At 66.9% G+C, this 26,284-nt stretch carries 25 protein-coding genes; 17 read left to right on the top strand and 8 right to left on the bottom strand.

Annotated features, from left to right (window positions below; translation table 11 throughout):
* Positions 1 to 70 precede the first annotated feature (70 nt).
* From ACLQ3C_RS04760 to ACLQ3C_RS04750, 3 genes are all read left to right on the top strand, one after another.
* Positions 71 to 496, top strand: coding sequence for a DivIVA domain-containing protein (locus ACLQ3C_RS04760; protein ID WP_425703877.1), 426 nt, complete (start codon positions 71 to 73; stop codon positions 494 to 496).
* A 171-nt stretch (positions 497 to 667) separates the two neighbouring features.
* Positions 668 to 835: a DUF3117 domain-containing protein gene (locus tag ACLQ3C_RS04755; RefSeq protein WP_425703876.1), complete on the top strand. Its 168-nt coding sequence runs from the start codon at positions 668 to 670 to the stop codon at positions 833 to 835.
* A gap of 35 nt (positions 836 to 870) precedes the next feature.
* Entirely contained in the window at positions 871 to 1,725 is an 855-nt protein-coding gene (locus ACLQ3C_RS04750) for a putative RNA methyltransferase (protein ID WP_425703875.1), read from the top strand.
* Between the two features lie 26 nt (positions 1,726 to 1,751).
* On the opposite strand, the gene glgA is transcribed toward ACLQ3C_RS04750, so the two are convergent.
* A complete protein-coding gene (gene glgA, locus ACLQ3C_RS04745) occupies positions 1,752 to 2,912 on the bottom strand; it encodes a glycogen synthase (protein ID WP_425703874.1) in 1,161 nt (386 codons plus the stop codon).
* Positions 2,913 to 3,057: 145 nt separating this feature from the next.
* On the opposite strand from glgA, the gene glgC reads away from it, so the two are divergent.
* Complete coding sequence (gene glgC, locus ACLQ3C_RS04740; protein ID WP_425703873.1) at positions 3,058 to 4,272, top strand: glucose-1-phosphate adenylyltransferase; 1,215 nt, start codon at positions 3,058 to 3,060, stop codon at positions 4,270 to 4,272.
* A gap of 56 nt (positions 4,273 to 4,328) precedes the next feature.
* On the opposite strand, the gene ACLQ3C_RS04735 is transcribed toward glgC, so the two are convergent.
* The 3 genes from ACLQ3C_RS04735 to cofD are packed head-to-tail and all read right to left on the bottom strand — an operon-like array spanning position 4,329 to position 7,308.
* Positions 4,329 to 4,892: an NUDIX hydrolase gene (locus ACLQ3C_RS04735; RefSeq protein WP_425703872.1), complete on the bottom strand. Its 564-nt coding sequence runs from the start codon at positions 4,890 to 4,892 to the stop codon at positions 4,329 to 4,331.
* Positions 4,889 to 6,253, bottom strand: coding sequence for a coenzyme F420-0:L-glutamate ligase (locus ACLQ3C_RS04730; RefSeq protein ID WP_425703871.1), 1,365 nt, complete (start codon positions 6,251 to 6,253; stop codon positions 4,889 to 4,891). The genes ACLQ3C_RS04735 and ACLQ3C_RS04730 overlap by 4 nt, the downstream gene beginning before the upstream one ends.
* Positions 6,250 to 7,308 carry a 2-phospho-L-lactate transferase gene (gene cofD / locus ACLQ3C_RS04725; RefSeq protein WP_425703870.1) on the bottom strand — a complete coding sequence of 353 codons (1,059 nt, stop codon included), beginning with the start codon at positions 7,306 to 7,308 and terminating at the stop codon, positions 6,250 to 6,252. Before cofD ends, ACLQ3C_RS04730 begins: the two co-directional genes overlap by 4 nt.
* Positions 7,309 to 8,019: 711 nt before the next feature.
* Between cofD and ACLQ3C_RS04720 the strand changes: the two genes are divergently transcribed.
* Complete coding sequence (locus ACLQ3C_RS04720; protein ID WP_425703980.1) at positions 8,020 to 8,253, top strand: WhiB family transcriptional regulator; 234 nt, start codon at positions 8,020 to 8,022, stop codon at positions 8,251 to 8,253.
* Between the two features lie 62 nt (positions 8,254 to 8,315).
* Here the strand turns inward: ACLQ3C_RS04720 and ACLQ3C_RS04715 are convergent, their stop codons facing one another.
* On the bottom strand, positions 8,316 to 8,819 hold the full coding sequence (locus ACLQ3C_RS04715; RefSeq protein ID WP_425703869.1) for a metallopeptidase family protein: 504 nt from the start codon (positions 8,817 to 8,819) through the stop codon (positions 8,316 to 8,318).
* Between the two features lie 148 nt (positions 8,820 to 8,967).
* Here ACLQ3C_RS04715 and ACLQ3C_RS04710 point away from each other — a divergent pair, with 148 nt between their 5' ends.
* The 3 genes from ACLQ3C_RS04710 to manA all read left to right on the top strand — a co-directional run bounded on the left by ACLQ3C_RS04710 (position 8,968) and on the right by manA (position 11,977).
* The gene (locus ACLQ3C_RS04710) at positions 8,968 to 9,441 is read left to right on the top strand and encodes a DUF3499 domain-containing protein (protein WP_425703868.1); all 474 of its coding nucleotides are present in this window, start codon (positions 8,968 to 8,970) and stop codon (positions 9,439 to 9,441) included.
* Positions 9,442 to 9,620: 179 nt separating this feature from the next.
* Complete coding sequence (locus ACLQ3C_RS04705) at positions 9,621 to 10,733, top strand: hypothetical protein (RefSeq protein ID WP_425703867.1); 1,113 nt, start codon at positions 9,621 to 9,623, stop codon at positions 10,731 to 10,733.
* Entirely contained in the window at positions 10,730 to 11,977 is a 1,248-nt protein-coding gene (gene manA / locus ACLQ3C_RS04700; RefSeq protein ID WP_425703866.1) for a mannose-6-phosphate isomerase, class I, read from the top strand. The genes ACLQ3C_RS04705 and manA overlap by 4 nt, the downstream gene beginning before the upstream one ends.
* Here the strand turns inward: manA and eccE are convergent.
* The gene (gene eccE, locus ACLQ3C_RS04695) at positions 11,968 to 13,731 is read right to left on the bottom strand and encodes a type VII secretion protein EccE (protein WP_425703865.1); all 1,764 of its coding nucleotides are present in this window, start codon (positions 13,729 to 13,731) and stop codon (positions 11,968 to 11,970) included. The two genes, manA and eccE, sit on opposite strands and share 10 nt — an antisense overlap.
* A 303-nt stretch (positions 13,732 to 14,034) precedes the next feature.
* On the opposite strand from eccE, the gene eccB reads away from it, so the two are divergent.
* The gene (gene eccB, locus ACLQ3C_RS04690; protein ID WP_425703864.1) at positions 14,035 to 15,543 is read left to right on the top strand and encodes a type VII secretion protein EccB; all 1,509 of its coding nucleotides are present in this window, start codon (positions 14,035 to 14,037) and stop codon (positions 15,541 to 15,543) included.
* 10 nt (positions 15,544 to 15,553) lie between these two features.
* Here the strand turns inward: eccB and hpxO are convergent, their stop codons facing one another.
* Positions 15,554 to 16,717, bottom strand: coding sequence for an FAD-dependent urate hydroxylase HpxO (gene hpxO, locus ACLQ3C_RS04685; protein WP_425703863.1), 1,164 nt, complete (start codon positions 16,715 to 16,717; stop codon positions 15,554 to 15,556).
* Between the two features lie 106 nt (positions 16,718 to 16,823).
* Positions 16,824 to 17,447: a TetR/AcrR family transcriptional regulator gene (locus tag ACLQ3C_RS04680; RefSeq protein ID WP_425703862.1), complete on the bottom strand. Its 624-nt coding sequence runs from the start codon at positions 17,445 to 17,447 to the stop codon at positions 16,824 to 16,826.
* A 93-nt stretch (positions 17,448 to 17,540) separates the two neighbouring features.
* On the opposite strand from ACLQ3C_RS04680, the gene ACLQ3C_RS04675 reads away from it, so the two are divergent.
* The 8 genes from ACLQ3C_RS04675 to ACLQ3C_RS04640 all read left to right on the top strand — a co-directional run bounded on the left by ACLQ3C_RS04675 (position 17,541) and on the right by ACLQ3C_RS04640 (position 26,268).
* Positions 17,541 to 18,155: an NAD(P)H-dependent oxidoreductase gene (locus ACLQ3C_RS04675; RefSeq protein WP_425703861.1), complete on the top strand. Its 615-nt coding sequence runs from the start codon at positions 17,541 to 17,543 to the stop codon at positions 18,153 to 18,155.
* 446 nt (positions 18,156 to 18,601) lie between these two features.
* Entirely contained in the window at positions 18,602 to 18,835 is a 234-nt protein-coding gene (gene nrdH / locus ACLQ3C_RS04670) for a glutaredoxin-like protein NrdH (RefSeq protein WP_425703860.1), read from the top strand.
* Between the two features lie 247 nt (positions 18,836 to 19,082).
* Entirely contained in the window at positions 19,083 to 19,559 is a 477-nt protein-coding gene (gene nrdI, locus ACLQ3C_RS04665; protein WP_425703859.1) for a class Ib ribonucleoside-diphosphate reductase assembly flavoprotein NrdI, read from the top strand.
* Positions 19,560 to 19,658: 99 nt separating this feature from the next.
* Entirely contained in the window at positions 19,659 to 21,866 is a 2,208-nt protein-coding gene (gene nrdE, locus ACLQ3C_RS04660; RefSeq protein WP_425703858.1) for a class 1b ribonucleoside-diphosphate reductase subunit alpha, read from the top strand.
* A 37-nt stretch (positions 21,867 to 21,903) separates the two neighbouring features.
* Positions 21,904 to 23,004 carry a hypothetical protein gene (locus ACLQ3C_RS04655; protein ID WP_425703857.1) on the top strand — a complete coding sequence of 367 codons (1,101 nt, stop codon included), beginning with the start codon at positions 21,904 to 21,906 and terminating at the stop codon, positions 23,002 to 23,004.
* 108 nt (positions 23,005 to 23,112) lie between these two features.
* The gene (gene nrdF / locus ACLQ3C_RS04650) at positions 23,113 to 24,114 is read left to right on the top strand and encodes a class 1b ribonucleoside-diphosphate reductase subunit beta (protein ID WP_425703856.1); all 1,002 of its coding nucleotides are present in this window, start codon (positions 23,113 to 23,115) and stop codon (positions 24,112 to 24,114) included.
* A 106-nt stretch (positions 24,115 to 24,220) separates the two neighbouring features.
* Entirely contained in the window at positions 24,221 to 24,670 is a 450-nt protein-coding gene (locus ACLQ3C_RS04645; RefSeq protein WP_425703855.1) for a MarR family transcriptional regulator, read from the top strand.
* Positions 24,670 to 26,268 (top strand): chloride channel protein, encoded by a 1,599-nt coding sequence (locus tag ACLQ3C_RS04640; protein ID WP_425703854.1) that lies wholly within the window; start codon positions 24,670 to 24,672, stop codon positions 26,266 to 26,268. The genes ACLQ3C_RS04645 and ACLQ3C_RS04640 overlap by 1 nt, the downstream gene beginning before the upstream one ends.
* The last annotated feature ends 16 nt before the right edge of the window (positions 26,269 to 26,284 follow it).

The following is a 26,284-nucleotide window of genomic DNA, read 5'->3' as shown; positions in this document are numbered from 1 at the left end:
GCAGCCCGGCGGGTCCGTACGCAGTCGGCGGCCACACCTTCGACACCGCCGCATCTGACACCATGGAGATATGCAGACACTCTTGCTGTACCTGCTGATCATGGCGGTGGTGGTGGCCGTCGTCTTCGCCGTGGTCTGGTTCGTGTTCGGACGCGGCGAAGACCTCCCGCCGGTGGACGACGCATCGACGCTCACGCGGTTACCTCGCTCCGGCGTCAACGGATACGACGTGCGCGCACTCACCTTCGCCCTGACCCTGCGCGGGTACAAGCAGAGTGAGGTCGACTGGGCACTGGCCCGACTCGCCGACGAGATCGACGATCTCCGGGCACTCGTGCAGCAATTGCAGGAGCGGGAGTCGCCGGTTGAGTTCGCCGCGACGCCCGCGGGTGCGTCGCAGCCCGGACGGCACGAGGCCGACGGCGCAGCGTCGCAGGCGTCGGCGGAGACGGGTGAGGCGAGTCGGAATCAGTCGCCGGCCGAGTCCGGCGACTGACATGTGGGTGCGTGGGGGTCTGTGCGTTCGCCCGCCACGTATCATTGCTCTGGCGGCAATTACCGTCACCGGCCAAAAGGCCGCGATTCGGCCTGCCCGTCGTGTCGGGACCGATCGTGTGGTGATTGCCGGGAGCACTCGGCGACGCGAGACTCTGAAGGGAGTTTGAGAATGGCGGCGATGAAGCCACGGACTGGGGATGGGCCACTCGAAGCGGCCAAGGAGGGGCGTGGGATCGTCGTTCGCATTCCGATCGAGGGTGGGGGACGCCTGGTGGTCGAGCTGACCCCGGACGAGGCGGCCGCGCTGGGTGCCGAACTTCGCGGGGTCACCGGCTGACCGGCGCCCGCGACCGCTCGGCTCTGGCCGAGCTCGTGCCCGACCTGCGGTGCCCGATCTGTACCGAACCGCTGCACCTCACCGATGATCGCGCCGCGCTGCGGTGCGATCATCGGCATTCCTTCGACATCGCCCGCCAGGGATACGTCTCCCTGCTCGACGGGCACTCGGGTTCGCTTCGCGCCGACACGGCCGACATGGTCGCCGCGCGACTGCGAGTACATGACGCCGGGATTCTCGACCCGGTTGTCGACGCCACCGCCGGGGTCGTCGCCGGACTGATCGGTCGTACCGATGAGGTGGCGCCGCTCGTCGCCGATCTCGGTGGCGGCCCGGGCGCCTATCTGCGGGCCTGCTTGCGTCGCGTCCCGCCGGCCCGGGGAGTCGTCGTCGATCTGTCCAAATACTGTGCACGCGCCGTCGTCCGGTCCGAACCCGCGGCAGCGGCCGTCGTGGCCGACGTGTGGCGGCAGATCCCGCTGCGTACCGGGGCCGCCACCATCGCCTTGTCGGTGTTCGCGCCCCGCAATGTCACCGAGTCGGCCCGCGTGCTCGGGGAGACCGGGCATCTGGTGATCGTCTCGCCGCAGCCCGATCATCTGAACGAACTCGTCGGCCCGCTGGGCATGGTGACGGTCGCCCCGGACAAGGACGACCGGATCGAAGCAGCATTGTCACCGCTCTTCGAGATCACCGAGCGCCGTACCGTGCGCGCCGTGCGGTCGGTGGGCGCATCGCAGATCGCCGATCTCGTCGGGATGGGACCGTCGGCGTTCCATCACGACCGTGCCCACGTCGACGAGGTCGCGGACGCGGTTGCCGCAGAATTCGGCGGCAGCGTGGCGGTGACCGTGGCGGTGACCCTCACCGTGTGCCGCCCGGCCGGGTGAATGATTCCCGACCGGCCTCATCAGGCCTAGACCGCCTGATACACGGCCAGTGTCTGTTCGGCGATCGCCGCCCAGGAGAACTCCGCCGCCGCCCGCTCGCGCCCGGCCCGGCCCATCGACTCGGCGGTCGCCGGATCGGCGACGACACGGTTGATGCCGTCGGCGAGACCCCGTTCGAAGCCCTGCGGGTCGGCGGCGTCATAGGGCACGAGCACCCCGGTCACCGCGTCGCGGACCACCTCGGGAATGCCGCCGACCGCTGATGCGACGACCGCGGTGCCGCAGGCCATGGCCTCGAGATTGACGATGCCCAACGGCTCATATACCGATGGACAGACGAAGACGGTTGCCGCGGTCAAGATCTCACGGATGCGGGGTAGCGGCAGCATCTCTCGTATCCAGTGCACGCCCGGCCGCGACGCCGAGAGAGACGCCACCGCGGCCTCGATCTCGGCGCCGATCTCCGGGGTGTCCGGGGCGCCCGCGCACAGGACCAGCTGGATCTCCGGATCGAAATGGTGAGCTGCGGCGACGAGGTGGGCGACCCCCTTCTGTCGGGTGATCCGGCCGACGAATGCCGCGATCGGTCGTCCCGGGTCGACGCCGAGTGCGGTCAACATCGACTCGGGGCCGAACGGATCGTCGGCCGGAAACCACTGGGCGGTGTCGATTCCGTTGCGCACCACATGAACTCGTGCGGGATCAAGACGTGGATAGGTGTCGCACACATCGTTGGCCATCCCGGAACTGACCGCGATCACGGCATCGGCGTATTCGACGGCGTTGCGTTCCACCCAGCTCGACACCCGATATCCACCACCGAGTTGCTCGGCCTTCCATGGCCGCATCGGCTCCAACGAGTGTGCCGTCAGTACGTGCGGCACACCGTAGAGCTCGGCGGCCAGGTGCCCGGCCAGACCGGTGTACCAGGTGTGTGAATGCACCAGGTCGGCACCGGCGGCGCCCACCGTCATCCGCAGATCCGTCGAGAGTGTGGTGATCGCGGCATTCGCCCCCGCCAGTCCCGGATCGGGCGAGTACACCTGCGCGGTGTCGCGCGGGAGCCCCATGCAATGCACGTCGACGTCGATCAGGCTGCGCAGATGGCGGACCAGTTCGGTCACGTGCACCCCGGCGCCACCGTAGACCTCGGGTGGGTACTCCCGTGTCATCATCGCCACCCTCATGTCCACGACGCTAGTGCGCGTGACGGCCGATCGCCACGGAAGTGCGACACGGCCATCGCACCCTCACCGTGGAATCGGCGGCCGGCGGCCGATCGAGGTGAGTGTTCATCTGGCCGGAGCACGATTTCGCGGTTAAGTTGTGAGTGTGAGATCACAGCCGCACGTGCTCGGTATCGTCCTCGCCGGCGGTGAGGGTAAACGCCTGTATCCGCTGACGATGGACCGTGCCAAACCGGCGGTTCCGTTCGGCGGTGCCTATCGGTTGATCGACTTCGTCCTGTCCAACCTGGTGAATGCCGGGTATGAAAGGATTTGCGTTCTCACGCAATACAAGTCGCATTCACTCGACCGCCACATCTCGCAAACCTGGTGGTCATCTGGTTTCCACGGCGAGTACATCACCCCGGTTCCCGCCCAGCAACGGCTCGGGCCACGCTGGTACACCGGCAGTGCCGATGCGATCTTCCAGTCGATGAATCTCATCGAGGACGAACAGCCCGAGTACATCGTCGTTTTCGGTGCCGACCACGTCTATCGGATGGACCCGTCGCAGATGGTCGACGCGCACATCGCATCCGGGGCCGACGTCACCGTCGCGGGCATCCGGGTGCCGCGCGCCGAGGCGACCGCATTCGGGTGCATCGACTCCGACGAGTCCGGATTGATCACCGGATTCCTGGAGAAGCCGGCCGATCCACCCGGGACTCCGGACGACCCGGACGTCACCTACGCCTCGATGGGGAACTACGTGTTCACCACCGAGGCCCTCGTGGAGGCGATTCGCGCCGACGCCGCCGATTCGGACTCCGATCATGACATGGGTGGCGACATCATTCCCGCGTTCGTGCGCCGCCAACGCGCCTATGTCTACGACTTCCAGGACAACGACGTTCCCGGAGCCACCGAGCGCGACAAGGGCTATTGGCGCGACGTGGGGACGCTGGACGCGTTCTACGACGCGCACATGGACCTGGTGTCGGTGCACCCGGTCTTCAATCTCTACAACCGCCGCTGGCCCATCCGCGGTGAGACGATGCATTTTCCGCCGGCAAAGTTCGTCCAGGGCGGGCACGCACAGGACTCGGTCGTCGGTGCCGGCTGCATCGTGTCGGCGGCCTCCGTTTCTGCCTCGGTGCTCTCGGCGAACGTGATCGTGGAGGATGGCGCAGTGGTCGAGGGCAGTGTGCTGATGCCCGGTGTGCGGGTCGGCAAGGGCGCCGTGGTCCGGCGGGCGATCCTCGACAAGAACGTCGTCGTCGGCGAGGGCGAACAGGTCGGTACCGACCCGGAGGCCGACCGGCAACGCTTCGCGGTCAGCGCCGGGGGCGTCGTCACCGTCGGCAAGAACATTCGCGTCTGACCGTTCGGCACCCGACTCGCCGGTGCAGGCTGCGCGTTCCGGAATTCGGCGGCCGACTACAGGTATCGGCGCCCGAGCGCGACCAGCGAGACGATGTCGGTGCCGTCGGTGTCGCGCGGCAACGCGTCGACGGGCCACCACCGAAGATCGTCGGACTCCGGGCTGATCTGGATCGGCGGCAGTCCGCCGTCGGGTTGTGCCGGTGCCACCGCGGCGAACCGGACGTCGAGATGGCGGGTCGCCGCACCCAGCGAACAGGTGATCGGATGTGTGTGCAATTGGGCGAGGCCGCACAACCGCAGGTCCTCGATGCCGGATTCCTCGCGAGCCTCGCGCAGCGCCGCGTCGGCCAGTGTCTCGTCGTCGGGTTCGCAGTGACCGCCGAGCTGAATCCACTTGCCCACCCGCGGGTGCAGCGTCAACAGCACATGATCACCGGTCGCGTCGAAGACGATCGCCGAGCCGGTCAGATGGCCGGGCACGTTGCGCCGCAGACACGCCTGCGGTGCCGCGTCGAGGAATGCCAGGTAGGTGTGCCGCAACGAATCTTGTTCGGGCGACGGCGCATTCCACGCGGCCAGCGCCGACACCGCGGATTCGTGGAGGGAGGTGGTGGTCATCGGGTGATCACCCACTCGTCGGTCGGTGCCGGCGCGCGCAGCCCCGGCCCCTGGGCAGGATGTCCGACGGCGACAGCGCCCAACGGCTCCCAGTCGGCCGGCACATCGAGCTCGGTGGCGACGACGGAGGGGGCGAAGATCGTCGAACCCACCCAGCACGATCCCAGCCCCCGCACCGACAGTGCGACGAGCAATGCCGCGACGGCGCCACCACCGGCGACGGTGAACATGGTGTGCTCGGCAGCGTTCCGATGCGCATCAGGGTAGGTGTGCGCGCCGTCGGGCGTCAGGAACGGGATGACCAACTCCGGTGCGTCGTAGAGGATCTGGCCCCGACGTAGCCGCCGGTCGATGGACTCCGGGCTCTTCGCGTCCGAGTCGAGGTCGTCTCGCCAGGCTCGGCCCATGGCATCGAGCAGCCGGGTACGGCGTTCGCGGTCACGCACCCACACGAATCGCACCGGATGTGAGTGATGGGGGGCGGGCGCGGTGAGCGCGTCACCGCAGGCGGCCATGACGAGGCCGGGTTCCACCGGCAGATCGCTGAACGATCGGACCGATCGACGGGTCAGCAGTGCCTCCTCGCGGCCCTGCGCGATCGCCTCGGCGGTGCCGAGGTGGAACAGATCCTCGTCGACCGGCCGGATGAGATCTGCTGCGCGCGAACCGTCATCGACGACGCGAAGGCCGCGCACCACCGCCACCGGCACTCCGGCGAGTTTGCCCTTCACCAGATCGGCGGCCGCCGCGATCTCGTCGGCGACCGCGATGTCGGTGACCACCAGCGGGTTTCCGTGACCGTCGACACCACCCTCGTACGGATGTGTCACCTCGATGCCCGCCGACCCGATCGCCACGTCGACCTGGCCGGTCCGCCAGGCGCGACCCATGGTGTCGGTGACGATCACCGCCACGTCCGCACCCGTCGTCGCGGCGATCGAGTCGCGTAGTGTTCGGGCACTCGCGTCGGGGTTCTCCGGAAGCAGCGCGAGCGAATCGGCAGGCACATTCGAGCCGTCGATCCCGGACGCGGCCTGGACGAGTCCGAGGGTGTTCTCGGTGATCAGCGTGCGATTGCGCCGGGCGACGACCCGGACCGACTCCTGCTCGACGAGTTTGCGCCGAAGGGCGTCGCGCTCCTCGGGATCGATGGGCGCCGGGACCATCCGGCCCTCGGTCTTGGAAAAGACCTTGCTCGTCACCACGAGGACGTCGCCAGAGGTCAACCAGGGTGCGGCAGCGATGATCTCCGCGGCCAGGTCAGCGGTCGTGTCGAATTCGGGCAGTCCGGTCACCGGCCGGATCTCGATGCCCCCCGGTGCGCGATGATCGATGACGTCGGAAGGTTCGGGTGCGTTCACGACCGGATCTCCGGAGTGTCGACGCCGACGAGTGCACATGCGTCGCGAACCATCCGGGCGGTGGTCACCGGGTCGGTCATCAGCAGGGGAGCGGCGCCGATCGAGAGGCCCGCCACGGCGGCGTCGTCACCGTCGGCGATGAGCCAGCCGTCGAGGATTCCGTTGCCGCTGCGTGCGCCGTAGTGGGCGGCTATCCCCTCGGCAGTGGTCTCGACGCCGATCACCGACAGACACTCGTCGGCCATGCCGCGCAGCGGCCGGTTGTCGATCACCGGGCTGACCCCGACGACGGGCGCCGAGGTGGTGCGCAGGGCACTACGCACGCCGGGCACGCTGACGATGGCGCCGATGCTGACGACCGGATTGCTGGGGGCCAGCAGGACGACGTCGGCGCCGGTGATCGCCTCGAGCACCCCGGGCGCGGCGGTGGTGTCGTCGGAACCGACCTGGGTGAAACCGAAGGTCGGGATCTGCGCGCGGTGGCGAACCCACCACTCCTGGAAGTGGATCGCCATCTGTGCGCCGTCGGTACGGTCCGGCGCACTGACCACGACGTGGGTCTCGTGGCGGTCGTCGGTCGCCGGCAGCAGCCGGACGTTCGGCTGCCAGCGCTTGCAGAGGGCGGCGGTGATATCGGAGAGCCGGTAGCCGGCATCGAGCATCTGCGTGCGGATCAGATGTGTAGCCAGATCGCGATCGCCGAGGCCGAACCAGTCCGGATCGGCCCCGTAGGCGGCGAGTTCCTCCTTCGCATGCCATGTTTCGGCTGCGCGTCCCCATCCGCGTTCGGTGTCGATACCGCCGCCGAGGGTGTACATACACGTGTCGAGGTCCGGGCAGATCCGCACGCCGTGCATCCAGGCATCGTCACCGACGTTGACGACCGCGGTGATCTCGTGCTCGCCGGTACCGGTCGGTCCATCGCCGCCGGATGTCGCCTCGCCGGATGTCCTGGGCCCGGCCGGCACGGGAAATGGCGTCGGCCCGAACAATTCGCGGACACCCTGCAGAAAACGGGCGCCACCGACGCCGCCGACGAGAACGGTCACCTTCACAGCGATCCACTGTAGTGACCGGCGCGCCGAAGGGCTCGACCGCCGATCACCATGTGGCGAATCGGTGGCTCGTCCGGTACACCGGACGGGCCGGCGTGTGCGGTCGTCGGCGGCCGGCTCGCCCATGCGGCGGCTCGGGCGATGTGAGATTGGCGACGAATCCGCTCCCGTACGTGTCGCGACTCGGGTTTTCGTCGGTCGATGGTATTGAGAACTCTTCGCTCTCGGCTTGACCTGAGTGGCCGCCAGCGTGTGTAATCACATCAGTGTCATTTTCGGTTCGAGATCGAGAATCACTGAGCGTTAAGTGCTTTCGACAGGATGTTCGACCGATTGTCGCTTCGGGTAGGTTGGTACGACCCAAAGCGCCGGGCACTGGTGAAGATCGAACGACGCACTAGGTGACGGGGCGACGCGGCAGCGGTGCCGTGACGCGAGACAGCAGCAGCAGAACGACTTCCCAGGCAGGAGGGGCCGACGATGGCATTCAACAACCCGATCGGCAATCCCCTTGAACCACAAGATCCTTCACGCTTCGCCGCTCAGGTCGACGGCTCGGCGACCGATGACTCCATGACCGATGATTCGTTGTATCGCGGTCTGGGTCCGGTAGACGAGACATTCCTGGCCTCCACGCAGGCCGGAGCGGTCGATGCCGACGCCGATTCGCCGCGACGCCATTTGTCGTTGGTGCCCAACGGCTTCGACGACATGTTCGACGTGATGGAGGAGCAGTGGCAAGACCAGGCACTGTGTGCCCAAACCGATCCTGAGGCCTTTTTCCCGGAGAAGGGCGGATCGACCCGCGAGGCCAAACGCATCTGCTCGGGTTGCGAGGTGAAGTCCGAGTGCCTCGAGTACGCGCTTGGCAACGACGAGCGTTTCGGTATCTGGGGTGGCCTCTCCGAGCGGGAGCGTCGTCGCCTCAAGCGCGGCATCATCTGACGCCGGCATGGTGATCAGGAGCTGACGCCCGGTCCCGGAAAATCGGCCGGAATGGTTGGCCGCTAGTCGAATCCGCGGTCGATCGTGTCCTCGTCGACTCCGAGGTGGGTTGCGACCTGCTGCACCAGAACCTCATGGACGAGTTCGATGAGCTCGGCATCTCGGCGCGCGCGGCTCTCGAGCGGACGCCGGAACAGGATGATCTTGGCGCGTGTCGGTTGCCCATGGACGTCGATGCCCGCCGGGATGAGCCGGGCGAGTGGCACCGCGCCGTCGGCGGTCACCTCGTCGGGCCATTGAATCGTCTCGGGATCGTGGGGCAGCATCCGCGGAATCTCGTCGACGGCGACGTCGAGCCCCGCCAGCTCGTCGTGCCAGCGCGCGTCGATCTCGGCGAAGGCCTCGATGGCCACCGCGTCGAATTCGTCGGATCTGCTGCGCCACGCGGGCACATCAGGCGGTAGGAGCGGGGTCCGCAGCCCCCGTCCGCGCCGCTCGCGGCGCCGGGGTGGACGCCGGGGGCCGTCATGGCCCGCTCGCGGTGGCCGAAAACCATCGAAACGCATGGCGCGAGTCTAGGAGGGCGCTCGCCGGATGTCGCGTGCCGGTATCTCGTGTCGGATGTCGCGGGCCGGCATCTCGTGACCTCGGTGTCGACGGTTCACGCGCGTGTCGGCCGCGGGGTTCGAACCCGGCGGGGCTAACCTCGATGGCGTGAAGCTTCCCCGCCAGTGCTGCAGGCCCGGCTGCGCCCGTTCCGCGGTGGCTACCCTGACGTTCGTCTATGCGGAGTCGACCGCGGTGATCGGTCCCCTTGCCAGTTCTGCCGAACCGCATTCCTGGGATCTGTGCGACGAGCACGCCCGCCGGATCACGGTCCCGCGTGGCTGGGAGATGCTGCGCAGCGAGCGGGGGTTCTCCGCGCCCGTCGCCGAGGACTACGAGCTGACTGCGCTGGCCGAGGCAGTCCGGGAGGCCAGTACCGGGGGCCGCGCCGGCCGCGTCGCTGCCGATGTCTCGCGCGCCGACCCGCTCGACGGATTCGACGACCTGCAATCGGGCCGCCATCGCGCGTCGGCACGCTCAGATGGTCGGCCCGGCGAGGTGGGTTCGCGGGGCGCGGGCGCCACCAAGCCGCGTCCGGGTCGGCGCGGACATCTTCGGGTCTTGCCCGACCCGGTCGACTGAACGGCATACGCGACCGCCGGGCCGGTATCGGACACGGACGTGTCGGGCGCGGATCCGGCGAGCGCGGATCCGGCGAGCGCGGATCCGGCGAGCGCGGATCTGCGGGGGACGGCGTGGACCGAGAGCGGGTATCGACCGCACGTGGCCGCCGCCCACGGCGCGTGGCTACGCTGGGTGTCATGCGAACCGGTGCCCCAGATCTCGACGATGTCGATCATCTGACCGCGGCCGACACCGAAGGATTGCTCCACAGCGTCGCACTCGCCGGGGCGCAGGTGCGTTCGGTGGGCGAGGCGGTGCGCGAAGGGGTCACCGAACCGCTCTCGCAGTTGCGGCCCCGCAGTGTCGTCATCGTATGTGCGCCCGGTAGCCGGGCCGCCGCGGCGGCGGCCATGGTCAGTTCGGTGATGACCACCCGCATCGACGTCCCCATCGTCTGTGCGCCGGCGCTGCCGGGCTGGATCGGTCCGCTCGACGTCGTGGTCCTCGCCGGGGCCGGTGGCGGAGACATGGTGCTCGCCGATGCCGCGGCGCGTGCGCTGCGTCGCCGTGCCGAGGTCGTCATCGCCGCGCCGATCGAGGGGCCACTGCGAGAGGCGCTGGGCGGCAACGGTATCGATCTGTCCCCGCGCGTCGACGTGGACCCGCGGTTCCGGTTCACCGGTTTTGCGGCCGTGCTGTTGGCGGTGTTCACCTCGCTCACGCAGGTGCGTTTCACCGGGTCCGCACCGGCCGTCTCGGACATCGCCGACGCCCTCGACACCGAGGCCGCGGCCGGCCACCCCGCGCGTGAGACCTTCCACAATCGGGCAAAGCTCCTCGCGGCGCGTATCGGTGAGCGTCCGGTGATGTGGTCCGGAGACTCCCCGGCGACGCTCGCGGTTGCCGCCGGCGCGGCCGGACTCGTCTTCGCGGTCACCGGAACCCCCAGCAGCGCAGCAGATCTGGCCGACGTCTCGGTGGCATCGCGCGACATCTGGTCGGCGGCCGACCCGGCCTCGCAGAACTCGATCTTCTATGACCCGGAGATCGATGGGCCGCGAGCAGATGCGCCACCGCGCGTGCTGGTGGCGTCGACGTCGGCGCGCGAATGGCGCACCCGGCGGCGTGTCGGCGGCCTGCACACCGCGGAGGTGGTCGTCGGGACAGACGACGACCAACCACCTGGTGGGTGGGGCGAGCCCGAGGAGCCGACCGATACGCCCGCGGATCTCACGTCCCTGTTGGTGCTGGCGCTGCGAATCGAGATGGCGGCGGTGTATGTGCGTCTGATCGGAGCCGGGCGGGGATGAAGGTCATCGAGGGAGTCGTCCGCACGTACGCGTGGGGATCGCGCACCGCGATCGCGTCTCTTCGGGGCAAGGCGGTGCCATCGCCACATCCCGAGGCCGAGTTGTGGTTCGGTGCGCACAGCGCGGGACCCGCGTGCGTGGTGGGTGCGGACGGGGAGCCGGTCGGCAGCGATCTGCTCACCGTGATCGAGAACGATAGAGTCGGTGCGCTGGGGGCCGCCACCGTCGAGAAGTTCTCCGGACGCCTGCCCTTCCTGCTGAAGGTCCTCGCCGCCGAAGAGCCGCTCTCGTTGCAGGCGCACCCGTCGGCCGAACAGGCGGGCGAGGGCTTCGAGCGCGAGAACGCACAAGGACTGGCGTTCGACGCCCGCGACCGCAACTACCGCGATCCCTGGCACAAGCCGGAATTGGTTGTCGCACTTACCGAATTCGATGTCCTCGCCGGTTTCCGCGCTCCCTCGGCCACTGTTGAGCTGTTGCGCCGGCTGCAGGTGAGCGAACTGGACCCGTACCTCGGAATGATTGCCGGCCAACCGGATTCGCATGGGCTGCGCGCCGTGTTCACCACGTGGCTGACCCTGCCGGAGGGATTGATCCAACGGGTGACTCCGGCGGTGCTCAGCGGGGCGGTGCGTCTGCTCGAGGAGGGCGAGACGGACTTCGTCGACGAACTACGCACACTTCTCGAGCTCGGCGAGATGTACCCGAACGACCCGGGCGTGCTGGCTTCGCTGCTGCTCAACCGGATGCGTCTGCAACCGGGCGAAGGGCTCTATCTACCGGCCGGAAATCTCCACGCATACCTCAACGGCACCGCGGTGGAGGTGATGGCGAACTCTGACAACGTGCTACGCGGCGGGTTGACGTCCAAACACATCGACGTCCCCGAACTGCTGCGAATCCTCGACTTCACCCCGGTCGACATTTCCGACCTGGTTCCGGCTGTGCGCACCGTGGGCGCCGAACGCATCTATCTCACACCCGCACCCGAGTTCCGCCTCTCGCGGGTCGAACTCGACGGCACCGGACTGACCCAGCCGTCGTCGATCAGTTTCGACATGCCGGGCCCGCAGATCCTCGCGGTGCTCTCCGGGACGGTCGAGGTGCGTCCGATCGGCGGAGCGCCGCTGACCATCCCGGCCGGGCGTGCCGCCTGGCTGACCGACTCCGACCCCGATGCCGTGGTCCGCGCCGCATCATCCCGCGCGGTCTTCTTCCGGGCGCTGGTGCCGGTTCACGAGTGAGTGGGGACGGGCGTTCCCGCGCCGGTCAGGGCCCACTCCTCCGGTAGTGCCACCATGGTCACCTCAATTCTCGATCGTGGCATGATGACCGAAAGACGCTGTGGCGCTTGCGGGTTCTGTGTGATGGTGATCGTTGCGGCACCGCCGACATCTCGCGTTGCCGGATGGTCGGAGCTGACAACAAAGCGCGTACACCCCGATGGCGGGGAGCCGGGCGGAGGTGTGATCCCGTCGTAGAGGTCCACGTGCAGACCACCTCTCGGTGCGGCACCGGGGGCAGCGAGGTCGAGGGCCGGGGCGTCGGCGACCGCGCCGACGAGGGCACGCCAGCGTTGCGGATTGTCGGTGTGGATCGTCACCGGTGTTCCGATCGCGACCGTCCGCAGGACCGTCTGGGCGATCGCGGCCGGTGTTGCCCGCAAGGCGACGAGATCGATACCCGGCCCGACCAGAGGTAATGCGACCGCGGTTCCGGACCGGTCGGCGCCGATGAGTTGCCCACACCCGCCGGCCGGCAAAGTCAGCCGGGCGAGCACACCATGCGCTGCCGCGCCCTCGAGCCCGGGTAGCCTGCGTGCCCGCCGGACCGGCGAGGCGACCGGCAAACCGGTGGTGAGCGCCTCGAACTGGCGTCCGCGCAGCGGTGTGGTGCCGGGATACCCGTCGACTTCGGCACCGGCATCGTCGAGGCGGATCAGCCCCGAGACGCGTAGCCGCCCGTCGACGGTGTGGGCGAGCCGGATGGCGAGGGTCGTGGCCGCCGGATGCGTCCAGATGCCGTGCACGACCTCCGGCAGCATCTCGGGGTCGATGGTGGCCAGGCGCATGCGCCCGGCGGGGGAGCGCAGCCCGTCCCAATCCTCGGAAAGGCGGCCGAGTTCGTGTCCGGCCGTGAGATGGTCGGTGACAGCGGTCATCTCGGCGGCCGATAGTGCAGCGACCTCGAGTCCGTGTTCGCTCAGTCGGCGGGCCACCCGCCTGGTACTGACCGTCGCCGCCCGCAACGCTCCCACGGCGCCGCCACCGCGCCGGGCCACGGCGTCGGGGCAGTCACGAGGATCGAGACGCAGGATCACCACAACGGTGCGCTGCGCGATTGCGGGCAGTCGTCCGAGGGTCCGCAGATATGTCGCTGCGGGACGACTGCGGCCCCGGATGCGGGATCCGTGACTGACGACGTCGATCGAGGACAACGGGATGTCGAACGGATCGATGCATTCGGCCAGTATCTCGAGCGGGACACACGTGCCCGGGGTATCGGCCGGGACCGCCGCATCCCGGAAGAGTCGGGTGACCGAGGGCGTACCCGGGCGTACCCGCAGCGCGGTGATCAGCATCTCGCCGGCCCACCGCGCGCCGATCGGGGGTTCCGGTGGTGCGGCAGGCATACCGGATGCGACGCGGTTCCCGGCGTCCGTACGGGCCGGGATATCGAAGGGTGCCGGCGTGAGATCGGTTGTCCGCCTGGTCATCCGCGACCAGGTAAAAGACAGCCGACGGCCGAGCCGCCGAATCGGCGAGGTGCCGTTGCGCAACGGAAGCACCGTCAGTGCGACGACCGCAGTCACCGCAGGCGCAAGCCAACCGAGCGGGGATCCGGAGAGAGCCCAGATCAGCAGGCCGAGTGCGAGCAGCACCTCCACGAGTACGAGGGCCGGCACCAATGGGGCGGTCGTGGTCGCCCGGCGCGGCGCCGGACGCGGCCGTGCTGATGCGGGTGAACCGCTGCTCGTGATTCCGCTGCCTGCGATCATCTGTTGTCCCCCTGCTGTCTGTGGGCGTCCCCATGCCCTGCGTTTCCGTGCCCTGCGTCCCCGTGCCCTGCGTTTCCGTGCCCTGCGTCCCCATGCCCCGTGCCCCGTGCCGCAATCTTGCGGTGTGACGGTGTGCAACGGCCGATCGGCGCGAGGGATTTCGGTTAGGCTACTACCCGAACGGCGCATATCGGGCCGATCGGGCAGCGTGGATTTCCACAACCCACGGGGGGAACCGGACGGGCGTGGGATGCGTCCAATCAGGTGACGAGCGGGCGTGGCCGCAGGGGGAAGGGGGACAGGGTGGCGCGACAACTGACCACGAAGGCTCAGGTCAACGGTTATCGCTTCTTGCTGAGCAGACTCGAGCACGCACTGGTGCGTCGCGACGCGCGGATGCTGCATGATCCGATGCGTGCACAGAGCCGCGCATTGGCGGTCGGGACGGTGCTGGCCCTCCTGGCGCTCGCCGGTTTCGGGATCTGGGGACTGGTGAAACCACAGGGCAGCGTGGGTAACTCGGCGATCCTGGTCAGCAAGAACAGCGGTGCGCTCTACGTCCTTGTCGACGGCACCCTGCATCCGGCGCTCAATCTCGCCTCGGCGCGCCTGATCATCGGACACGACGCGATCCCGGCCTCGGTCGCCGACGCCAAACTGTCGCGATATCCGCGGGGCCCGCTGCTCGGTATTCCGGGTGCTCCCGCCGGCCTCCCCGGCTCGGCGCACCCCCGAATGTCGGTATGGAGCGTGTGCGATCAACTCGACGCCGAGCAGGTGGCCGACCGGCCCGCCGGCCCACATGCGGTGCGCCTGGCCGTCATCGGCGCTCGTCCGGTACTCGGCGAGCAGATCGGAAGGGCCGCCGCCGACGACGGCGTACTGGTCACCGATGGCAGGTCGACCTTCCTGCTCTACTCGGTACGCCGCGGCGACGAACTCATCCCGGTACGCGCCGAGGTCGACACGACCGACGCGGCTGTCATGCGTGCTTTCGGGCTCGACGGTGCACCTGCTCGCACGGTCAGCACGGGGCTGCTCAACACACTGCCCGAGGCGGATGCGCTGCAGACGCCGGTACTCGACAAGAGCGCGCGTACGGCGGCGATCTCGGCGCCCGGAGTGCGGGCCGGATCGGTGGTGCGCACCGTCGGTGTCGACGGCGCCGCAAGCTATTACGCGGTGTTGGCGGATGTGGTGCAACCCGTCGGCCCGGCGACTGCGGAGATGTTGCGGCTCGCCGACGTCACCGGCACCGCGGAGGTGCCCACCGTCGCGCCGTCGGTGATCAACGCCGCCCGGCGCTCCACCAGCGCACTGCCGGTCGCCGAGTTCCCGCAACGGCCACCGCATCTGGTCGACGCGTCGTCGGCGCCGACCCTGTGTTCGGTGTCGTCGCGCGCTTCGGGCGATCCGCGCACATCGACCACCATGCTCGTCGGCCGCGCCCTCCCGATCGCATCATCGGACCGGCCGGTCGTGCTGACGAGCTCCGACGGCGGCGGACAGGGCATCGACGAGGTCTATGTGCGCCCGGGGTCGGGTGAATACTTGCGGGTCACCGGCAACGAGCCGAACAGTTCACGCGCGGAATCGCTGTTCTACCTCAGTGATTCGGGTGTACGTTTCGGGATCGCCGATCTGGTCACCGGAAAGATCCTCGGTCTCGGGGACGCCCCCGCGCCCGCTCCGTGGGCGGTTGTCTCGCTGCTCACCCCCGGGCCGACCCTGTCGCGTCGCGATGCGCTGGTCGCCCACGACGCCATCGCCGCGGACCCTTCCGGCGCGCCCGTCGCGGTGCCGGGCAACTGATGCGCGCGCCTCAGGCAGGGGTCAGGGGCCCGCCCACGATGTTGCCGACGATTCCGCGCAGGATGTTGGTGCCGTCTTCATCCCGCAGCTCGCTGTACCACTGCGCGGTCTTCTCGGGGTCTTTGCCGTGGGTGACGTCGCAGCGCTTTCGGGCCCGCAGCACGAGCTCGCCGGCGCGTTCGGTGCGGGCCGACTGATATGCCGCCAGCGCCGCGTGGAGATCATCGGGATGCTCTCGAAGCGCGAACTGCAGTGCGACAGCGTCTTCCATCGCCGAACAGCCACCCTGACCGATGTCGGGCGTGGTGTTGTGGGCCGCGTCGCCGAGTAGGGCGACCCGGCCCTTGACCCAGGTGTCGAACGGATCGAGGTCGAGGATCTCGACTCGGTTGGTCGTCGCCGGATCGAGATCCTCGATCAGCTTCTGCACGCCCGGCGCCCAGTCGGCGAACTCGGCCGCGAGGACTTCGCGCGCGGTACCCCGCTCATAGGGCTGACCTTGGGGCATCGGCACGTCGAAGAAGAAGTAGAAGCGGTCATCGGCCACCGGCATCACCGAGACCCGGCGGCCCGCACCCACATACGTGGTCCACTCGGTGGCCGGACCGATCTTCTCGTCGATCGGTACCAGCCCGTTGAAGTTCACATAGCCTGCGTAGCGGCGCGTGACCGGCCCGCCGAGAACGTATTCGCGGATCAGTGATCTCGCGCCGTCGGCGCCGACCACGAGATCCGCGGTGACGGTGGTGCCGTCGGCGAATTCGACTGTGGCGTGGTCGGTCCCGTCGCTGACGGCCACCATCTTCTTGCCGAAGTGGATGTCGTCGATGCCGTAGGCCTTCATCAGCATCAGTTGCAACTCTGCGCGGGCGACCGGATACGGGCGCTGACCGACCTCGTCGATGAGCGGTTGCATCGAGAACCGGCACATGGTCTGTCCGGTCTCGGCCTCGACATAGCTCATCGTCTCGACGATGCCCCCGAGTTCGGCGACCTGCGCCTCGAGCCCGAGATGGTTGAGGCACTTGACGCCGTTGGACCACACCGAGATCGCCGCTCCGACCGGTTTGTTCTCGGTGACCTGCTCGTACACCTCGACGTCGACGCCGATCTGCTTGAGCGCGATGGCCGCACTGAGCCCGCCCATGCCGGCACCGATGATGACAACCTTCACAATTCATTCCTTCCCGCGTTACCCACTCAGGCTAAGGCGGTTACCGAAACCGCGCGCGTCGAGCCGGTGTGACGAGCGAGACGGTCGGCAACGCGGGGGACGGCGCTCAGCCGCCGGTGGCGCCGGCGATCAGGGCGCGCACCATGGCCTCCCACTGATCGGTGATGGTGGCGACGTCGAGACCGACCGTCTCGGTGAGGTGCTGTACCGACGAGGCGGCCAACGGCGCCTGGACGGCGAGTGCGACGGTATGGACGTCGTCGCCGAAACCCAACTGCCGCAGCAAGATCTGGACGTGCTGGGTGGAGGCGCGCCAGACGGGGTGCTTCATGAACTCGCCGCTGTCGGCGCCGGCCTCGAGCAGGATGTCGAGATGGGCCACCGTCATCTTCAGCCGCGCCCGGCCGTAGGCCAGCAACCGATCGAGCGGCGGCGCGCCGGGGCCGATCGGCTCCGGACCCGAGAGGTAGGCCTGCTGTAGCTCCGACTCGGAGTGATCGATCAGGGCGTGCATCAGCCCGGTGCGGCTGCCGAACCGGCGGAAGACGGTGCCCTTGCCGACTCCGGCCGCGGCGGCCACTGCATCCATCGTGACTCCGGGGGCGCCGTGGGTGTCGATGAGCGCCTGCGCGGCGGCGAGAAGCAGACGACGGTTGCGCGCGGCATCGGCGCGCTCGGGCTCGCTGCCGGAGAGACGCAGCAATGGCCCCCGGTGCTCTCGCTGGGACACGTGATCTACCTAACTCTTGACGTGGACCGAAATATTCGGACTGTGGTCCGGTTGATTCTATCAATCGAGGTAGGCGACAACAGGAGGAAGTTCATGTCTGATTCGACGGTGCAAGTGGTGGTCCTGGTGGGGAGTCTCCGCCGCGACTCGATCAATCGGCGGCTGGCGCAGGCGGCCGCCGACAACGCGCCGACCGGAGTACGGGTGCGCCTGGTCGATGGACTGGGCCGGCTGCCGTTCTACAACGAGGACATCGATAACGAGGACATCGATAACGAGGACATCGATAACAAGGACATCGATCCGTCGACGTCGCCGGAGGCCGGTGCGCTCGATCCCGCGGTCACCGACCTGCGCGAGCACGTCGGCGCGGCCGACGCGGTGCTGGTGGTCACGCCCGAGTACAACGGCTCCACCCCGGCGGTGCTGAAGAACGCCATCGATTGGCTCTCGCGCCCGTATGGCAGCGGAGCGCTCAAAGACAAGCCGGTCGGCGTCATCGGTGCCGCGTTGGGCCGCTACGCCGGGAGCTGGTCGCGTGCGGACACCCGTAAATCGATCGGCGTGGCGGGTGGCCGGGTCGTCGAAGAGGTCGATTTCGGGTTCCAGACGTCGGGCCTGACCGATGGCGCGCTGCCCGATGAGGTCGTCGACGGTGTCGGCGCGGCGGTGCGCGTACTCGCCGATCAGGTTGCCGCACGTGCGTGAGTCGAGCCGCCGCGTAAGGCTCCGGCGCGTCCGGCGGTAGAGCCGGAATCGCCTCCGCAGGCCCTGTGGCCCGGCCGCGTCCTCGGTGTTTGTGCCGTGGGCCCTGGCCGGGCCACAGTTGTCTCGGCGGATCGACCCTGGCGGGGCGTGCGGACATGTGCGAATCCGACACGCCGAGACACGCCGGGACACGCCCGGATTCGTGATCCTGCACCACGCCCGACCTGCGAGTTTCATGAATGTGATTCACAACTTCTTGTGGTGTTCGGAAATGTCAGACACTAGGTGTAGTGTTTCCAACACCAGCGAGGCCAAGATGTGCAGAGGCGTCAGCGGCCGCGGTGAAGAGTTGGAGTAGTGACCTACGTCTCGTTCTTCACGCTGGAAAACTGGCTCAAACGACCGTCCATCTGCCGATCATCACGTGACCCGAGGAGCGTTCATCAATGGCCATCACCGTCTACACCAAGCCGGCATGCGTGCAGTGCAATGCGACGTACAAGGCACTCGACAAGCACGGCCTGTCGTATGAGGTCGTCGACATCAGCCAGGACGACGAGGCACGCGACTACGTGATGGCCCTCGGCTATTTGCAGGCGCCGGTCGTCGTCGTCGGTGACGACCACTGGTCCGGTTTTCGTCCGGACCGGATCAAGGCACTGGCCGCCGCGGCCGCCTGACCGCCGCCACGTTCGATCCGGAGGGGAAGTCGGGATCGAGACGCAGGCGTGCGATGCGGCACCCGTACGCGGTTGCCTGCCCTGTGAGCAATCCGGGGCAGGCAACCGGACCAGAAATTCATCCGGCGTCACCGGCGTTGTATCGGTCACCGGACTGCACTCCCGGGCCGCGTTTGCACCGGGCCGCGTTTGCACCGGGTCGCGTGCACACCGGATTGCTTCACAGAGATCGGCAGGGGTGAGGGAGATGACGGACACCACACCGTTGGTCGTCTACTTCTCGTCGGTGTCGGACAACACGCACCGATTCGTCGAGAAGCTCGGAGTCCGCGCGGTCCGGATTCCGCTGCTCGACCGGGCCCGCATCGAGTCATTTCGCGTCGACGAACCCTATGTGCTGATCTGTCCGACCTATGGCGGCGGTAGGTCGTCGTCGGCCGTCGGTGGGGGATTCGTGCCCAAGCAGGTCATCAGATTCCTCAACAATCCCCACAATCGTTCGTTGATCCGCGCGGTGATCGCTGCCGGTAACACGAACTTCGGCGAGGAGTTCTGCCTCGCCGGTGACATCATCTCGCGCAAATGCCGGGTGCCCTACCTGTACCGCTTCGAGTTGATGGGCACCGAGTATGACGTGTCGCGGGTGCGCGACGGTCTCGCCGAGTTCGGCGCGGCGTCTGGCGTCGCGGAACTGTCGGACGCCGGCAGTACCGTCTCCCGGTAACCGTCGGGTGCCCGGCCCGCACTTCCATCCTCCCGAACCGTCGATCATTCAATCCAAATCCACCGATCGTCCCATCCCACCAAGCACAGGAGAGTCCTCGTGTCGCCCACTGCTTCCGTCTCCGACGTGACCACCGACACCACCGCCTCGGCCAGCAAATCGGGGGTACATGCCGGTCCGGCGGGTCACGATCCCGGCGAGCTCGACTATCACGCGCTCAACGCGATGCTCAACCTGTATGACCGGGACGGCAAGATCCAGTTCGAGAAGGATCGGGAAGCGGCGCGGCAGTACTTCCTTCAGCACGTCAACCAGAACACGGTCTTCTTCCACGACCTCGACGAGAAGCTCGACTACCTCGTCAAGGAGAACTACTACGAACCCGAGGTCCTCGGGCGCTACGACCGTGAGTTCGTCAAACTGCTCTTCGGGCACGCCTACGCCAAGAAGTTCCGGTTCCCGACGTTCCTCGGCGCGTTCAAGTACTACACGAGCTACACGCTCAAGACCTTCGACGGCAAGCGCTACCTCGAGCGCTTCGAGGACCGCGTGTGCATGGTTGCGCTGACGCTCGCCGACGGCGACACCGCACTCGCCCGCAACCTCGTCGACGAGATCATCGAAGGCCGCTTCCAGCCGGCCACCCCGACCTTCCTCAACTCGGGCAAGAAGCAACGCGGTGAGCCGGTGAGCTGCTTCCTCTTGCGCATCGAAGATAATATGGAATCCATTGGGAGATCGATCAATTCGGCTCTCCAGTTGTCCAAGCGGGGTGGCGGGGTGGCATTGCTGCTGAGCAACATCCGCGAGCATGGTGCACCGATCAAGAAGATCGAGAACCAGTCCTCGGGCGTCATCCCGATCATGAAGCTGCTCGAGGATTCGTTCTCCTATGCCAACCAGCTCGGCGCGCGACAGGGGGCGGGTGCGGTGTACCTGCACGCCCATCATCCCGACATCTACCGCTTCCTCGACACCAAGCGGGAGAACGCCGACGAGAAGATCCGCATCAAGACGTTGAGTCTCGGCGTGGTGATCCCCGACATCACCTTCCAGTTGGCCAAGAACAACGACGACATGTACCTGTTCAGCCCGTATGACGTCGAACGCGTCTACGGGGTGCCCTTCGCCGACGTCAACGTGACCGAGAGGTATCACGAGATGGTCGAGGACAGGCGGATTCGCAAGACCAAGATCAAGGCGCGCGAATTCTTCCAGACCCTCGCCGAGCTGCAGTTCGAGTCGGGTTACCCCTACATCATGTTCGAGGACACGGTGAATCGGGCCAACCCGATCGACGGCAAGATCACCCACTCCAACCTGTGCTCGGAGATCCTGCAGGTCTCGACGGCCTCGACGTTCAACGACGATCTGTCCTACTCCCATGTGGGCAAGGACATCTCATGCAATCTGGGGTCACTCAACATCGCCAAGACGATGGACTCGCCCGACATCGGGCACACCATCGAGACCTCGATCCGCGGGCTGACTGCGGTCAGCGACCAGACCGCGATCACCTCGGTGCCCTCGATCCAGAAGGGTAACAACGATTCCCACGCGATCGGTCTCGGCCAGATGAATTTGCACGGCTACCTCGCGCGTGAGCGGATCTTCTACGGCAGCGACGAGGGCGTCGACTTCACCAACATCTACTTCTACACCGTGCTCTTCCACGCGTTACGCGCCTCGAATGCCATTGCGCGGGAACGAGGTACCGCCTTCGCCGGCTTCGAGCGCTCGAAGTACGCCAGCGGCGAGTTCTTCGACAAATACACCGACCAGGAGTGGCTGCCCAAGACCGAGCGGGTGCGGGAATTGTTCGCACAGGCGGGGGTCGACATCCCGACCCAGGACGACTGGCGCGAACTCAAGGCCACGGTGGCGCGTGACGGCATCTACAACCAGAACCTGCAGGCGGTTCCGCCGACCGGCTCGATCAGCTACATCAACCATTCGACCAGTTCGATCCACCCCGTCGCGGCCAAGATCGAGATCCGTAAGGAAGGCAAGATCGGTCGCGTCTACTACCCGGCGCCGTACATGACCAACGACAACCTGGAGTACTACCAGGATGCCTACGAGATCGGCTACGAAAAGATCATCGACACCTATGCCGCGGCGACGCAGCACGTCGACCAGGGCCTGAGCCTGACGCTGTTCTTCAAGGACACCGCCAGCACCCGGGACGTCAACAAAGCGCAGATCTATGCGTGGCGCAAGGGCATCAAGACGCTCTACTACATCCGGCTGCGCCAGATGGCCCTCGAGGGCACCGAGGTGGAGAACTGCGTGTCGTGCATGTTGTAGGCCATAAAAAGACGGATCGACCTCGGGGGGATTACGCGTGAGTGGCACATTCGACTACAACCAGTACCTGCGACCAAGCCCGGACAGTGCGCCGCAAACACCGCAGCCGGTGCCGGTGCCGCAATATCCGGTGCAGGCGCCGCAGCAGCAATACCCGGTGCAGGCACCGCAGCAGCAGCACCAATCCACGCAGACGCAGACGAATTCGCCGGGTGTGCCGACGGTTCCGGCCGTCGAGATCACCGGAACAGCGCCGTCGAGCTGGACTGGCCACTGGGTGTTCGGCGGTGCCGCGGTGGTTCTGCTGGTCGGAGCCATCATCTCTGCTGCCACCGGATCGGCGGGAGGTGCCGTCTTCCTCGGAATCATCGGGGCGTTCGTCCTGATCCTTGCGCTCCTGATGGTATGGGGCGCGACGTCGGCGATCGGGAGGAGACAGGTGAGTGCTGGGCCGGAAGGTATTTGGACGCCGTATTTCACACTGACGTGGAGTCAGGTCCGCGCCCTGGATTTCAAGCAGGATTGCGTGGAATACGCGAAGATCAATCCGCACAAGGTCAGAGCATCGCGTCGGCGGCGAACCTCGCTCGTCATCACCGGTACCGAGGTGGACAAACAAGGTCGGCCACTGCAGTACGGGAGTACGCTCTACCAGTTCAATACCGGCAATTTTGACGAATTCCGTTCAGCGGCCAAGAAGTTCGCGCCCCACATCGGATTCTGGACCGCGCTCGACGTGGACGATTACCAGGTCGATCCGACAACACAGCAGTCGCTGCACCAGCAGTACGCCGCAACGGGATGCATCACGGTACGGACCAGACGAGGCAAGGAGAAGCTCCGCATCGACGGCGCCGGGGTCACCGTGCGGTCGGATTTCGTACCGTGGAACGCCATCACGGCGGTGATCGCCGTCACCGATATCCACACCACCACCGGAAGTTCGGGGACCGGCGGCACAACCAGCCGTACCCCGCGGCTCGTCTTCGTGACGAACCTGACGGATACGAAGGGCAAGGAAAGGCGACTCCGACCGACCTATGAGGTCTCCTATCAACCGACGATCGAACAGCTTCTGCCATGGCTGCGGCAACTGGTGCCGCACGTCCAGATCGCCGATCAGCGCACCGAGTCATAGCCCTGGCCACTGAGTCGAACCCGAGCAGAACACCAGCCCCGAACAGAAGCACTGTCACACTGGTACTCACCGCCAATTCCGAGAACACCGCCGCAGGAGGCGACCATCATGACCGCAGGCACCCACAGCCCCGCCGACGGCGCGCCCATCAAGCTGGTGAGCCGGGTTTCGGCCATCAACTGGAATCGCGTCCCCGACGAGAAGGACGCCGAGGTGTGGGATCGACTCACCGGCAACTTCTGGCTGCCGGAGAAGGTGCCGGTGTCCAATGACATCCCGTCGTGGAACACCTTGACCGAGTACGAGAAGCAACTCACCATGCGGGTGTTCACCGGCCTGACTCTGCTCGACACGATCCAGGGCACCGTCGGTGCGGTGTCACTGATCCCGGATGCGGTCACCCCGCACGAAGAAGCGGTACTCACCAACATCGCCTTCATGGAATCGGTGCACGCCAAGTCCTACAGCTCGATCTTCTCCACGCTGTGTTCGACCAAGGAGATCGACGAGGCGTTCCGCTGGTCGGAGGAGAACGAGCAGCTGCAGCGCAAGGCGCGGATCGTCATGGACTACTACCGTGGCGAGGATCCGCTCAAACGCAAGGTGGCCTCGACACTGCTCGAGTCGTTCCTGTTCTACTCGGGCTTCTATCTGCCGATGTACTGGTCCTCGCGGGCCAAGCTGACCAACACCGCAGATCTGATCCGGCTGATCATCCGGGACGAGGCGGTGCACGGTTACTACATCGGCTACAAGTACCAGCGGGCGCTGGAAACCGAGTCACCCGAGCGGCGTCAGGAACTCAAGGACTACACGTTCGAGCTTCTCTTCGAGCTCTACGACAACGAGTCCGACTACACCGAGACGCTCTACGACGAAGTCGGTCTCACCGAGGATGTCAAGAAGTTCCTGCGTTACAACGCCAACAAGGCTTTGATGAATCTCGGCTATGAGGCGATGTTCCCGCGGGACGAGACCGACGTGAACCCGGCGATCCTCTCGGCGCTCTCGCCCAACGCCGATGAGAATCACGACTTCTTCTCCGGTTCGGGAAGCAGCTATGTGATCGGTAAGGCCGTGAACACCGAGGACGACGACTGGGACTTCTGAGTCAGGGGCCCCGCGCGGCCCGCTCAGATTGCGGTGATCCCGCTGGTGGTGGGGCCGCTCATGGGTGCCGTCCAACGGAGACGTTGCACTATGCAAGACTTGCCGAATGGCAAACGTTTCCCGGGAGGTGGATGTCCTCCAACGGCTCACGCGTGATCTGCTCGCCGTCGCGATGACCAGCGTCGGACAGACAACCGACGTCTCGATGCCGCAGATGCGTCTGCTGTTCGCGGTCGGTGACGCCGGATCGATGTCGTGTGGCGCACTCGCCCGCGAGCTGGGCGTGGGTGGTTCATCGGTGACCCGGTTGGCCGATCGCCTCGTCGCGTCGGGCCATCTCGATCGCCGTCCGGGCGCCGACAACCGCAGCCTCGTGCTGCTGTCGCTGACCGAGGCGGGTCAATCCACCATCGACGGCGTGCTCGCGTCGCGGGCGCGAGTCCTGCGCGATGCCCTCGCCCGCCTCGACGACACCACCCGTACGGGACTGCTGACCGGTGCCGATGCGCTGCACGATGCGTTGTCGCCGCGCTCGACCGAGACGGCCGGCCGGTGATGCGGGCGACCGACCTGGGGGACTTTCGCGTCGACCGCCGGATGCTGCTGATCGCGCTGATCGCCATGCCGGTCGGGGCTCTGGGCGCGGCGGCGGCCTGGGTGCTGCTGCGGCTGATCGGACTCGTCACCAATCTGTGCTTCTACGGACGGTTCGCCACCGACCTCGTCGCACCCGGCGGTGTCGCGCACCCGTGGTATCAGATTCTGCTGGTCCCCGTCGCAGGCGGCCTCATCGTCGGGGTGATGGCCCGGTACGGCTCGGAGAAGATCCGTGGCCACGGCATGCCCGAGGCGATCGAGTCGATCCTCACCCGCGGCAGCGTGGTGGAGCCGAAAGTAGCTGTGCTCAAACCGGTTTCGGCGGCTGTGAGTATCGGTACCGGTGGCCCGTTCGGGGCCGAGGGGCCGATCATCATGACCGGCGGTGCGGTCGGCTCGATCCTGGCACAACACCTTCATCTGACGGCGGATGAACGCAAGACGCTGCTGGTGGCAGGTTCGGCGGCCGGAATGGCGGCGACCTTCAACTCGCCGCTGGCCGCAATACTGCTCGCCGTGGAGTTGCTGCTGTTCGAGTGGTCACCGCGAAGTCTCGTGCCGGTATGCGCGTCGGTGGCGGTCGCCACCATCGTGCGTGCACCATTGCTGGGCAGCGGACCGATCTTTCCGGTCGACACACATGGAGTCGTCCCCACCGCGGGCGTCGACGCACTGGCCGTGGTGATCGGGGTCAGCGGCGCACTGGTAGCGGTCGTTGCCACCTGGTTGGTCTACCGGGCGGAGGACGGTTTCGCCCGGCTGCCCATCCACTGGATGTGGTGGCCCGCGATCGGTGGTCTGATCATCGGTGCCGGCGGTCTGATCGAGCCACGCGCACTCGGCGTGGGGTACAACGTGATCGACGATCTGCTGACCGGTCGTGCGACGACCGACTTGATCGTGGGCATCCTGGTCGTGAAGACCCTGATCTGGTCGCTGTCACTGGGATCGGGGACCTCGGGCGGTGTGCTGGCCCCGATATTCATGATCGGTGGTGCGCTCGGCGCCGCGGTCGGCCTGGTGATGCCCGGAGTCTTCCCCGGCTTCTGGGCACTGCTGGGGCTGGCCGCGGTCGTCGGCGGCGTCATGCGCTCACCACTGACCGGGGTGGTTTTCACCCTCGAACTCACCCAGGCCTGGTCGGCTGCGCTGCCGGTCCTCATCGCCTCGGCGACGGCCTACGCGATATCTGTTCTGGCCCTTCGTCGCTCGGTGCTGACCGAGAAGATCGCCCGCCGCGGGCTGCATCTGACGCGGGACTACAGCACCGATCCGCTCGAGACATTCTTCTGCCGCGATATCGTGCACACCGACCCCGACAGCATCGCACTGGCACAGTCGGTCCCCGCCGAATGTGTACTCGGTCCGCGCGATACGCTGCGGCATGCGGCGTACGTGATGGCCGAGAACCAACTCGATCATGTCGCGATCGTCGACGACGATTCGGTCGTCGGAGTGGTGCGGCTGTCCGATCTGCTGGTGGCCCGGCGCCATGATCTGACCGAAGCCACCGTCCGCGACCGAACCCTGCGGTTCATGGTCGGTCGCAACGGGTGAGGTTCCACCCGTTGTG

This window comes from Gordonia sp. DT30 (assembly GCF_049844915.1).
Classification (GTDB): domain Bacteria; phylum Actinomycetota; class Actinomycetes; order Mycobacteriales; family Mycobacteriaceae; genus Gordonia.
This window is presented reverse-complemented; position numbering and strand designations above follow the sequence as displayed.

Bases quoted from the DNA above. Each gene is read 5' to 3' on its own strand.
- ACLQ3C_RS04760 (WP_425703877.1), top strand. From the start codon at position 71: ATGCAGACACTCTTGCTGTACCTGCTGATCATGGCGGTGGTGGTGGCC.
- ACLQ3C_RS04755 (WP_425703876.1), top strand. From the start codon at position 668: ATGGCGGCGATGAAGCCACGGACTGGGGATGGGCCACTCGAAGCGGCC.
- glgA (WP_425703874.1), bottom strand. From the start codon at position 2,912: ATGAGGGTGGCGATGATGACACGGGAGTACCCACCCGAGGTCTACGGT.
- ACLQ3C_RS04735 (WP_425703872.1), bottom strand. From the start codon at position 4,892: ATGACCACCACCTCCCTCCACGAATCCGCGGTGTCGGCGCTGGCCGCG.
- ACLQ3C_RS04720 (WP_425703980.1), top strand. From the start codon at position 8,020: ATGTTCGACGTGATGGAGGAGCAGTGGCAAGACCAGGCACTGTGTGCC.
- ACLQ3C_RS04715 (WP_425703869.1), bottom strand. From the start codon at position 8,819: ATGCGTTTCGATGGTTTTCGGCCACCGCGAGCGGGCCATGACGGCCCC.
- ACLQ3C_RS04705 (WP_425703867.1), top strand. From the start codon at position 9,621: ATGCGAACCGGTGCCCCAGATCTCGACGATGTCGATCATCTGACCGCG.
- manA (WP_425703866.1), top strand. From the start codon at position 10,730: ATGAAGGTCATCGAGGGAGTCGTCCGCACGTACGCGTGGGGATCGCGC.
- eccE (WP_425703865.1), bottom strand. From the start codon at position 13,731: ATGATCGCAGGCAGCGGAATCACGAGCAGCGGTTCACCCGCATCAGCA.
- ACLQ3C_RS04675 (WP_425703861.1), top strand. From the start codon at position 17,541: ATGTCTGATTCGACGGTGCAAGTGGTGGTCCTGGTGGGGAGTCTCCGC.
- nrdH (WP_425703860.1), top strand. From the start codon at position 18,602: ATGGCCATCACCGTCTACACCAAGCCGGCATGCGTGCAGTGCAATGCG.
- nrdI (WP_425703859.1), top strand. From the start codon at position 19,083: ATGACGGACACCACACCGTTGGTCGTCTACTTCTCGTCGGTGTCGGAC.
- nrdF (WP_425703856.1), top strand. From the start codon at position 23,113: ATGACCGCAGGCACCCACAGCCCCGCCGACGGCGCGCCCATCAAGCTG.
- ACLQ3C_RS04645 (WP_425703855.1), top strand. From the start codon at position 24,221: ATGGCAAACGTTTCCCGGGAGGTGGATGTCCTCCAACGGCTCACGCGT.
- ACLQ3C_RS04640 (WP_425703854.1), top strand. From the start codon at position 24,670: ATGCGGGCGACCGACCTGGGGGACTTTCGCGTCGACCGCCGGATGCTG.